Source organism: Streptomyces viridosporus (assembly GCF_002078235.1).
GTDB classification, from domain to species: Bacteria; Actinomycetota; Actinomycetes; order Streptomycetales; family Streptomycetaceae; genus Streptomyces; species Streptomyces viridosporus.
Window position 1 is genome coordinate 1 of the sequence record NZ_MSGP01000490.1, and the last position, 9693, is coordinate 9693.

Below are 9693 nucleotides of genomic sequence, written 5' to 3' on the forward strand. Positions count from 1 at the left end.
ACCGAGGAGACCGAGGAACCCGCCATGACCCCACCCGACCCCGACGCCTCCGGCACCGGCGCGTCCGCTCCCGACGCCTCCGGCACCGGTACGGGAACCGGCGCCGACCGCCGGATCAGCCGCAAGAGCCTGCTCAGGGCGGCCGTCGCCGCCGGGGCCGCCGTCCCGCTGCTCGCCACGGGCACGGCGGCGCTCGCCCGGGACGCCGGAGCCCAGGGGCGGTCCCTGAAGCCGACGCCCTTCTGCGACGACGGCGACGACCCCACGCCTCCCCAGATGGAGGGCCCCTACTTCAAGCCGAACTCCCCGCTGCGCACCGACCTCGTGGCACCGGGCGCCCCCGGCACCCGGCTCACCGTCGGCGGACACGTCTTCGGCCGGAACTGCGTCCCGCTCGCGGGGGTCCTGCTCGACTTTTGGCAGGCCGACCACGCGGGCGGCTACGACATGGCCGGATACACCTTCCGCGGGCACCAGTTCACCGACTCCTCCGGCGCCTTCACCCTGCGGACGATCGTGCCCGGCCTCTACCCGGGCCGCACCCGGCACATCCACGTCAAGGCCCAGGCGCCCGGCAGGCCCGTGCTCACCACCCAGCTGTACTTCCCCGGCGAGCCCCGCAACAGCACGGACGCGCTCTTCGACCCGGACCTGCTGATGAACGTCCGCGGCGCCGGCAGCGGCAAGGAGGCCACCTTCGACTTCGTGCTCGATGCGGACGGCCGGCCCACCGACCCGCCCACCGATCCGCCGACCGACCCGCCGAGCGGCAGCTGGGCGCCCGGCCGCCCGTACGCGGCGGGCGACCGGGTCACCCACGACGGCGCCACCTACCGCTGTCTGCAGGCCCACACCTCCATGACCGGCTGGGAGCCGCCCCTCGTCCCCGCGCTGTGGCGCCGCGAGTGACGTCCGTCCCGCGCCGCTCCGGCCGAAGTCCCGCGGCGGTGCGCGGGACTTCGGCCGAAGTGCCCTACGCCTCCCGGACCGGCAGGCTCGCCCCGTCCCGCAGGAACAGCGGGATGCGGTCCAGCGGCGCCGCGACCGTCACGGCCGCACCGCCCTCGTAGGTCTCGCCCGTCCACGCGTCCGTCCAGCACGCGCCCGCCGGGAGGTACGTCGTCCGGGCCGTGGCGCCCGCCGTCAGCACCGGGGCGACCAGCAGGTCGCGGCCGAACAGATACGCGTCGTCCACCGACCAGGCCGCCTGGTCGCCGGGGAACTCCAGGAACAGCGGCCGCATCACCGGCAGCCCCTCCTCGTGCGCCTCCCGCATGACCTCCAGGACGTACGGCTTCAGCCGCTCGCGCAGCCGCAGGTACTTCTCGAGGATCGGGTACGCCTCCTCGCCGTACGACCACACCTCGTTCGGGCCGCCGGTCATGTCCGGACCCAGGGGCATGCCCGGGTCGCGGAAGCCGTGCAGCCGCATCAGCGGGGACAGCGCGCCGAACTGGAACCAGCGGACCATCACCTCGCGGTAGGCGGGGTCGTCCGGGTCGCCGCCGTGGAAGCCGCCGATGTCGGTGTTCCACCACGGGATGCCCGACAGCGAGGTGTTGAGGCCGGCCGCGATCTGGCGGCGCAGGGTGGCGAAGTCGGTGCCGATGTCCCCGGACCACAGGGCGGCTCCGTAGCGCTGACTGCCCGCCCACGCCGAGCGGTTGAGGGTGATCACCTCGTCCTCGCCGGAGGCCCTGAGGCCCTCGTGAAAGGCGCGGGAGTTCTCGGCCGGGTACAGGTTGCCGACCTCCAGGCCCGGGCCCGCCCAGTAGCGCAGGTTCTCCGGGAAGCCCGGCTTCAGCTCCGGCTCGCAGGCGTCCAGCCAGAAGGCCGTGATCCCGTACGGGTCGAGGTAGTTCTCCTTGATCCTCGACCACACGAACTCCCGGGCCTCGGGGTTGGTGGCGTCGTAGAAGGCGACCTGGACCGTGGAGGCGACCTCCTTGTCCGGCCAGTCGGCGTGCGCCGTCGGACCGTACTGGGTGCCGATGAAGTAGCCGCGCTGGTCCATCACCGGGTGGTTCTCGCTCAGCGGGGAGACCGACGGCCACACGGAGACCACCAGCTTGACGCCGAGCTCGTCCAGCTCGCGCACCATCGCCGCCGGGTCGGGCCACTCCTTCGGGTCGAACTTCCACTCGCCGAGGTGCGTCCAGTGGAAGAAGTCGCAGACGATCACGTCCAGCGGCAGCCCCCGGCGCCTGTACTCCCGTGCCACGGCGAGAAGTTCGTCCTGGGTGCGGTAGCGCAGCTTGCACTGCCAGAACCCGGCCGCCCACCGGGGCAGCATCGGCGACCGCCCGGTCACCGCGCTGTAGCGGCGCTGGGCGTCCGCCGGGGTGCCCGCGGTGATCCAGTAGTCGATCTGCCGGGCCGAGTCCGCCACCCAGCGGGTGCCGTTGTGGGCCAGCTCCACGCGGCCGATCGCCGGGTTGTTCCACAGCAGGGTGTAGCCGCGGCTGGAGGTGAGCACCGGGATGGAGACCTCGGCGTTGCGCTGCACGAGGTCGACCACCAGGCCCTTCTGGTCCAGCCGGCCGTGCTGGTGCTGGCCCAGGCCGTACAGCCGCTCGTCGTCGTGGGCGGCGAACCGCTGTTCCAGCCGGTGGTGGCCGTTGCCGACCGCCGTGTACAGGCGCGGGCCGGGCCACCAGAAGTGGGCACGCTCCTCGGCGAGCAGTTCGCCCCCGTCAGCGGTGCGCAGGAAGCGGACCATGCCCTCGGCGTCGACCTCGGCGGTCAGCGCGCCGACGGTCAGCAGGCCCCGGCCGTCCTCGATCTTCACGGCGGACTCGGTGGCGGGCGCCTCGTCCAGGAGGGCGCCGGGCAGGTCCCGGAGCACCGGGCCGCCGAGCCGGGCCCGCACCCGGACCGCGTCCGGCCCCCACGGTTCGATCCGTACGGTCTCCTGACGGCCGCTCCACTCCAGCGCACCGTCCCGCTCACGGAACGTGCCGACGGTGGGGGAGGACTGGGCGAGGCCGACCTTGGGCTGTGTCTCGGCGGACTGGGTCACGAGGCGTGCTCCTGGAGGAGTGCAGACATGGAGGTGCCCCGGGAGGGGCGAGCGTTCGCTGAAACCGAAGAGGGAGAAGTGCGCTGAAGCCGAAGAAGAGCGAAGAAGAGCGAAGAAGGGAGAGAACGGGAGGGAGCGAAGGAGAAGGAATGAAGGGGAGGGAGCGAAGGGAGGGGAAAGGGCCGGGCTTACTGGGCAGGAGCGGGGCCGGAACTCGCCCGGACCGTCAGCTCGGGGGCGAGCAGCACGACCTCGTCACCGCCCCGCCCGTCGAGCTTGGCGACCAGCTGTTCCACGGCGTGCCGGCCCATCTCCTGCGCCGGGATGGCGACGGAGGTGAGCCGCACCGACGCCTGCACGGCGACCTGCTCGGGGCAGATCGAGACCACCGAGACGTCCTCGGGCACGGCCCGCCCCTGCTGCCGCAGCAGGGCCAGCAACGGCTCCACCGCCGACTCGTTCTGCACGACGAACCCGGTGGTGCCCGGGCGCTCGTCCAGGATCCGGGAGAGCGTCACGGCCATCGCGTCGTACCCGCCCTCGCACGGCCGGTGCAGCAGCCGCAGCCCCAGCTCCCGTCCCCGGGAACGGAGCCCGTCGAGGGTGCGCTCGGCGAAGCCGGTGTGCCGCTCGTACACCGCGGGGGCCTCGCCGATGACGGCGATGTCCCGGTGCCCCAGCGTCGCCAGATGCTCCACGCACAGCGCGCCGGTGGCCTTGAAGTCGAGGTCGACGCAGGTCAGGCCGGTGGTGTCGGCGGGCAGTCCGATCAGCACCGCCGGCTGGTCGGTCTCCCGCAGCAACGGCAGCCGTTCGTCGTCGAGTTCGACGTCCATCAGGATCATCCCGTCGGCGAGCCCGCTGCCCGAGACGCGGCGCACCGCGTCGGGGCCCTCCTCGCCGGTGAGCAGCAGCACGTCGTAGCCGTGCGTGCGGGCCGTGGTGGCCACCGCGATGGCGATCTCCATCATCACCGGCACGTACATGTCGGTGCGCAGCGGGACCATCAGCGCGATGATGTTCGACCTGCTGCTGGCCAGGGCACGGGCCCCGGCGTTCGGGTGGTACCCGAGCTCGCGGATGCTCCGCTCGACCCGCTGCCGGGTGGTCACGGAGATGGACCGCTTGCCGCTGAGGACATAGCTCACCGTGCTCGCCGAGACTCCGGCGTGCTGGGCGACCTCGGCGAGGGTGACCATCCGGCTCTCCCAGTGTGTGAAGCGCTTCGACAGTGCGCAGGGCGTACAAGGGCGGGTGAGGGTGGTTCGACAGTATCCCTAGCGAAGGTGGGTGTCCAGAGGATGTCGAAGCGCTTCGACAGCTTTCTTCGGGACCCCGCCGCAACAGGCCCCGTGGCGCTCCCAGGTTCCCATGCGTGACGCCCGGCCGGTGCCCGGCCGGTGCCCGGCCGGCTTCCGGGGCCGGTGTCGGCCGAACGGCCGCACGAAGGGTGGCGGAGCGGCTACGAATCGGGTACATACGATCGGGTAGCACCAGTCAGTAACGTAACCCCCGGAACCATGGGAAAAGATCACCTCCGGGGGTTGTGGACCATCCATTCCGATTCGCGGCGAGGTGAGCCTCATGTCCGCAGCACCCGAGACACCCCCGTCTCCGTCTCGACCCACCGTCACCGAACGTGAGGCCCGCCAGGTCGCGGAGGCCGCCCGGGAACAGGACTGGCGCAAGCCCAGCTTCGCCAAGGAACTGTTCCTCGGCCGCTTCCGGCTCGACCTGATCCACCCCCACCCCCTCCCGACCGACGAGCACGCCCAGCGCGGCGAGGAGTTCCTCGCCAAGCTCCGCGACTTCTGCGAGACGAAGATCGACGGAGCGCTGATCGAGCGCGAGGCGCGCATCCCCGACGAGGTGGTCACCGGGCTCAAGGAGCTCGGCGCCTTCGGCATGAAGATCGACACCAAGTACGGCGGCCTGGGCCTCACCCAGGTCTACTACAACAAGGCCCTCGCCCTGGTCGGCTCCGCCAGCCCCGCGATCGGCGCCCTGCTCTCCGCCCACCAGTCGATCGGCGTCCCGCAGCCGCTGAAGCTCTTCGGCACGCAGGAGCAGAAGGAGACGTTCCTGCCGCGCTGCGCCCGCACCGACATCTCGGCCTTCCTGCTCACCGAACCGGACGTCGGCTCCGACCCGGCACGGCTCGCCACCACCGCCGTCCCGGAGGGCGACGACTACGTCCTGGACGGCGTGAAGCTGTGGACGACCAACGGCGTGGTCGCCGACCTCCTCGTGGTCATGGCGCGCGTGCCGAAGTCCGAGGGGCACCGGGGCGGCATCACCGCGTTCGTGGTGGAGGCGGCCTCGGAGGGCATCACCGTGGAGAACCGCAACGCCTTCATGGGCCTGCGCGGCCTGGAGAACGGCGTCACCCGCTTCCACCGGGTCCGCGTCCCCGCCTCGCACCGCATCGGCGAGGAGGGCCAGGGCCTGAAGATCGCCCTCACCACGCTCAACACCGGCCGGCTCTCCCTGCCCGCCATGTGCGTGGGCGCCGGCAAGTGGTGCCTGAAGATCGCCCGTGAGTGGTCGGCGGCCCGGGAGCAGTGGGGCAAGCCGGTGGCGCTGCACGAGGCGGTCGGCTCCAAGATCGCCTTCATCGCGGCGACCACCTTCGCCCTGGAGGCCGTCGTCGACCTGTCCTCGCAGATGGCGGACGAGGACCGCAACGACATCCGCATCGAGGCCGCCCTGGCCAAGCTGTACGGCTCCGAGATGGCCTGGCTGATGGCCGACGAGCTGGTCCAGATCCGCGGCGGACGCGGCTTCGAGACCGCCGACTCCCTCCGGGCGCGCGGCGAGCGGGCGGTCCCCGCCGAGCAGATGCTGCGCGACCTGCGCATCAACCGCATCTTCGAGGGGTCCACCGAGATCATGCACCTGCTGATCGCCCGGGAGGCCGTCGACGCCCACCTCTCGGTCGCCGGCGACCTGATCGACCCCGAGAAGTCGCTCCCCGACAAGGCCAGGGCGGGCGCGAACGCGGGCGTCTTCTACGCGAAGTGGCTGCCCAGGCTGGTCGCGGGCCCCGGACAGCTCCCCGGGTCCTACGGCGGGTTCAAGCACGGCATCGACCTGTCCGGGCACCTGCGCTACGTCGAACGCACCTCCCGCAAGCTGGCCCGCTCCACCTTCTACGCCATGTCCCGCTGGCAGGGGAGGATGGAGACCAAGCAGGGCTTCCTGGGCCGGATCGTCGACATCGGCGCCGAACTGTTCGCGATGAGCGCCACCTGCGTCCGCGCCGAGCTCCTGCGCGGGCGCGGCGAGAACGGCCGCGAGGCCTACCAGCTCGCCGACGCCTTCTGCCGGCAGGCCCGCATCCGGGTCGAGGAACTCTTCGGCCGGCTGTGGACCAACACCGACGACATCGACCGCAAGGTCGTCAAGGGGGTGCTCTCCGGCACCTACACGTGGCTGGAGCACGGCGTCGTCGACCCCTCTGGCGACGGCCCGTGGATCGCGGACGCCGCACCGGGCCCGAGCACCCGGGACAACGCGCACCGGCCGATCCGCTGAACCGGAGGAGGGGAGGGGCCGCCGCCCGGTCCGGCTCCTCCCCGGCGCCCCTCCGTCCGGCAGGCACGACACGGACACGGGAACGGTGCTGCCGGGGCGGGGCCCCGGCAGTGGCCGCAACCCGACACAATGGGGCCATGACCGACGCTCCAGCCCCCCTCGCCGACCCGCACCTGGTGTACGACCCCGTCGCGGGAGACGGCCCGAAGGACGTGGTGATCCTCGGCTCCACCGGGTCGATCGGCACCCAGGCCATCGACCTCGTGCTGCGCAACCCCGACCGCTTCCGGGTCACCGGCCTGTCCGCCAACGGCGGCCGGATCGCCCTCCTCGCCGAACAGGCCCGCCGGCTGCGGGTGCGTACGGTCGCCGTCGCCCGCGAGGACGTCGTACCGGCCCTGCGCGAGGCGCTGGCCGCGCAGTACGGCGCGGGCGAGCCGCTGCCCGAGGTCCTGGCCGGGAAGGACGCGGCCACGCAGCTCGCCGCCTCCGACTGCCACACGGTCCTCAACGGCATCACCGGCTCCATCGGGCTCGCGCCGACCCTCGCCGCCCTGGAGGCGGGCCGCACCCTCGCGCTCGCCAACAAGGAGTCGCTCATCGTCGGCGGCCCGCTGGTCAAGGCGCTGGCCGAGCCCGGGCAGATCATCCCGGTCGACTCCGAGCACGCCGCGCTGTTCCAGGCGCTGGCCGCCGGCACCCGCGCCGATGTGCGCAAGCTCGTCGTCACCGCCTCCGGCGGCCCCTTCCGCGGCCGCACCAAGGAGGAGCTGGCGCACGTCACCGTCGAGGACGCCCTCGCCCACCCCACCTGGGCCATGGGCCCGGTGATCACGATCAACTCCGCCACCCTCGTCAACAAGGGGCTGGAGGTCATCGAGGCGCACCTGCTGTACGACATTCCCTTCGACCGCATTGAGGTCGTCGTGCACCCGCAGTCGTATGTCCACTCGATGGTTGAGTTCACGGACGGATCGACACTGGCCCAGGCGACGCCCCCCGACATGCGCGGGCCCATCGCCATCGGCCTCGGCTGGCCCGAGAGGGTCCCCGACGCCGCCCCGGTCTTCGACTGGAGCAAGGCGTCCACCTGGGAGTTCTTCCCCCTGGACAACGAGGCGTTCCCCTCGGTGAACCTCGCCCGGCACGTGGGCGAGCTCGCGGGCACCGCCCCGGCGGTGTTCAATGCCGCCAACGAGGAGTGCGTGGAGGCGTTCCGCGCCGGCGCGCTGCCGTACCTCGGGATCATGGAGACGGTCACACGGGTGGTCGAGGAGCACGGCACCCCGGGAACGGGAACCTCGCTGACCGTGTCGGACGTCCTCGAAGCGGAGACCTGGGCCCGCGCACGGGCCCGGGAACTGACAGTCCGGACGGCGAGCGCGGAGGCGCGTGCATGACGATCCTGATGTTCATCCTCGGCATAGTCGTCTTCGCGGTCGGCCTGCTGCTCTCCATCGCCTGGCACGAGCTCGGGCACCTGTCCACGGCCAAGATGTTCGGCATCCGCGTGCCCCAGTACATGGTGGGCTTCGGGCCGACCCTGTGGTCGCGGCACAAGGGCGAGACCGAGTACGGCGTCAAGGCGATCCCGTTCGGCGGATACATCCGCATGATCGGCATGTTCCCGCCCGGCCCCGACGGCCGGCTGGAGGCCCGCTCCACCTCGCCGTGGCGCGGCATGATCGAGGACGCCCGCTCCGCCGCGTTCGAGGAGCTCCGGCCGGGCGACGAGAAGCGCCTGTTCTACACGCGCAAGCCGTGGAAACGGGTCGTCGTGATGTTCGCGGGCCCGTTCATGAACCTGATCCTCGCCGTGGCGCTGTTCCTCACCGTGCTCATGGGCTTCGGCATCCAGCAGCAGACCACCACCGTCAGCTCGGTCTCGCCGTGCGTCATCTCGCAGAGCGAGAACCGCGACGAGTGCAAGAAGTCCGACCCCCAGTCCCCGGCCGCCGCGGCCGGCATGAAGGCGGGCGACCGGATCGTCGCCTTCGGCGGGGTCAGGACCGAGGACTGGGGCGTCCTCTCCGACCTCATCCGCGACAGCGCGGGCAAGCAGGTGCCGATCGTCGTCGACCGCGACGGCCGGGAGGTGACCCTCCAGGCGGACATCGCCACCAACCTGGTCGCCAAGAAGGACGGCAACGGCGCCTACGTCGAGGGCGAGTACGTCAAAGCGGGCTTCCTCGGCTTCAGCGCGGCCACCGGCGTGGTCAAACAGGACTTCGGCGACTCCGTGGTCTGGATGACCGACCGGGTCGGCGACGCCGTCGACTCCCTCGCCGCCCTGCCGTCCAAGGTCCCCGCCCTGTGGGACGCCGCCTTCGGCGACGGCCCGCGCGAACCCGACTCCCCGATGGGCGTCGTCGGCGCGGCCCGGGTCGGCGGCGAGATCGCCACCCTCGAGATCCCCGCCTCACAGCAGATGGCCATGTTCGTGATGCTGCTCGCGGGCTTCAACCTCTCCCTGTTCCTGTTCAACATGCTCCCGCTGCTGCCGCTCGACGGCGGGCACATCGCGGGCGCCCTGTGGGAGTCGCTGCGCCGCAACCTGGCCAAGGTGCTGCGCCGCCCCGACCCGGGACCGTTCGACGTGGCGAAACTGATGCCGGTGGCCTACGTGGTGGCCGGGATCTTCGTCTGCTTCACCCTCCTCGTCCTCATCGCGGACGTGGTGAACCCGGTGCGGATCTCCTAGCCCCGCCCCCGACACCTGTCGTTCACGACGGCCTGGAACCCTTTCGTTCCGGGCCGTCGTCCTTTGGACGGGTTTACGAAGGGGATGTGCCCGGGCGTCGGCCCGTGCCGTAATCTCGGAGCCCGGGGCCCGCTGCTCACGGGGAGCCGGAGCTCGATCCACGACTTGGGGTTGCACAGCAGATGACTGCGATTTCTCTCGGCATGCCGTCCGTTCCGACCAAGCTCGCCGAGCGGCGGAAGAGCCGGCGGATCCAGGTCGGGTCCGTGGCGGTGGGCGGGGACGCCCCGGTGTCGGTGCAGTCGATGACGACGACGCGTACCGCGGACATCGGTGCGACGCTGCAGCAGATCGCGGAGCTGACCGCGTCGGGGTGCCAGATCGTGCGGGTGGCCTGTCCCACGCAGGACGACGCGGACGCGCTGGCGGTGATCGCGCG

General features: G+C 71.7%; 7 protein-coding genes. 5 read left to right on the plus strand and 2 right to left on the minus strand.

The genetic code is table 11. The features are described from left to right. Window positions 1-24 precede the first annotated feature (24 nt). A complete protein-coding gene (locus tag B7L92_RS30025; protein WP_081240505.1) occupies window positions 25-909 on the plus strand; it encodes a dioxygenase family protein in 885 nt (294 codons plus the stop codon). A 64-nt stretch (window positions 910-973) separates the two neighbouring features. Here the strand turns inward: B7L92_RS30025 and B7L92_RS30030 are convergent, their stop codons facing one another. Next, the gene (locus B7L92_RS30030; RefSeq protein ID WP_081240500.1) at window positions 974-3019 is read right to left on the minus strand and encodes a glycoside hydrolase family 31 protein; all 2046 of its coding nucleotides are present in this window, start codon (window positions 3017-3019) and stop codon (window positions 974-976) included. A 188-nt stretch (window positions 3020-3207) separates the two neighbouring features. Further along, window positions 3208-4218, minus strand: coding sequence for a LacI family DNA-binding transcriptional regulator (locus tag B7L92_RS30035; protein ID WP_081240501.1), 1011 nt, complete (start codon window positions 4216-4218; stop codon window positions 3208-3210). A gap of 385 nt (window positions 4219-4603) precedes the next feature. On the opposite strand from B7L92_RS30035, the gene B7L92_RS30040 reads away from it, so the two are divergent. The 4 genes from B7L92_RS30040 to B7L92_RS30055 form a co-directional block, all read left to right on the plus strand. Further along, window positions 4604-6553 (plus strand): acyl-CoA dehydrogenase family protein, encoded by a 1950-nt coding sequence (locus tag B7L92_RS30040; protein WP_081240502.1) that lies wholly within the window; start codon window positions 4604-4606, stop codon window positions 6551-6553. A 137-nt stretch (window positions 6554-6690) separates the two neighbouring features. Beyond that, entirely contained in the window at window positions 6691-7953 is a 1263-nt protein-coding gene (dxr, locus tag B7L92_RS30045; protein ID WP_081240503.1) for a 1-deoxy-D-xylulose-5-phosphate reductoisomerase, read from the plus strand. Then, window positions 7950-9254, plus strand: a complete 1305-nt coding sequence (locus tag B7L92_RS30050) for a site-2 protease family protein (RefSeq protein ID WP_081240504.1) — start codon at window positions 7950-7952, stop codon at window positions 9252-9254. Before dxr ends, B7L92_RS30050 begins: the two co-directional genes overlap by 4 nt. A 182-nt stretch (window positions 9255-9436) precedes the next feature. Beyond that, the coding region (locus B7L92_RS30055) for a flavodoxin-dependent (E)-4-hydroxy-3-methylbut-2-enyl-diphosphate synthase (RefSeq protein ID WP_159461070.1) at window positions 9437-9693 on the plus strand (257 nt) is incomplete at its 3' end.

Coding starts and splice junctions, on each gene's coding strand:
- B7L92_RS30050 (WP_081240504.1), top strand. CDS start 7,950: ATGACGATCCTGATGTTCATCCTCGGCATAGTCGTCTTCGCGGTCGGC.
- B7L92_RS30035 (WP_081240501.1), bottom strand. CDS start 4,218: ATGGTCACCCTCGCCGAGGTCGCCCAGCACGCCGGAGTCTCGGCGAGC.
- B7L92_RS30025 (WP_081240505.1), top strand. CDS start 25: ATGACCCCACCCGACCCCGACGCCTCCGGCACCGGCGCGTCCGCTCCC.
- dxr (WP_081240503.1), top strand. CDS start 6,691: ATGACCGACGCTCCAGCCCCCCTCGCCGACCCGCACCTGGTGTACGAC.
- B7L92_RS30040 (WP_081240502.1), top strand. CDS start 4,604: ATGTCCGCAGCACCCGAGACACCCCCGTCTCCGTCTCGACCCACCGTC.